Genomic DNA, 235 nt, shown 5'->3' with positions numbered 1-235 from the left:
AATGCAGGCTTAGTGTCTTTTTTCCATCTTTCTTTAAGCCATCCTCTGCGGGGGTCAACCGGAATTAATTGAACAGGCTGGTCAAGGGCTGCTTTGACAGGCAGGCGGTACTGAACAGCTTTTTTAATAAATAAATTTATGTAATCAATGAGTTCATCTGAAATATCAAAATGGCCATGACCGGCGTCGCATAGAAAGGACACGGCGGCTTCAGGAAATTTTTCTTTAAAATTTA

1 protein-coding gene is annotated in these 235 nt (G+C 40.9%); it reads right to left on the bottom strand.

All coding sequences use genetic code 11. The features are described 5' to 3' along the window. On the bottom strand, window positions 1-235 hold a 235-nt coding region (locus tag SB717_RS39635), incomplete at both ends, for a hypothetical protein (protein WP_410908825.1).

It is taken from the genome of Priestia sp. SIMBA_032 (assembly GCF_046535215.1).
Taxonomy (GTDB): Bacteria; Bacillota; Bacilli; order Bacillales; family Bacillaceae_H; genus Priestia; species Priestia aryabhattai.
The sequence above is the reverse complement of the archived record's forward strand: the minus strand, read 5'-3'. Positions and strand labels throughout refer to the sequence as shown.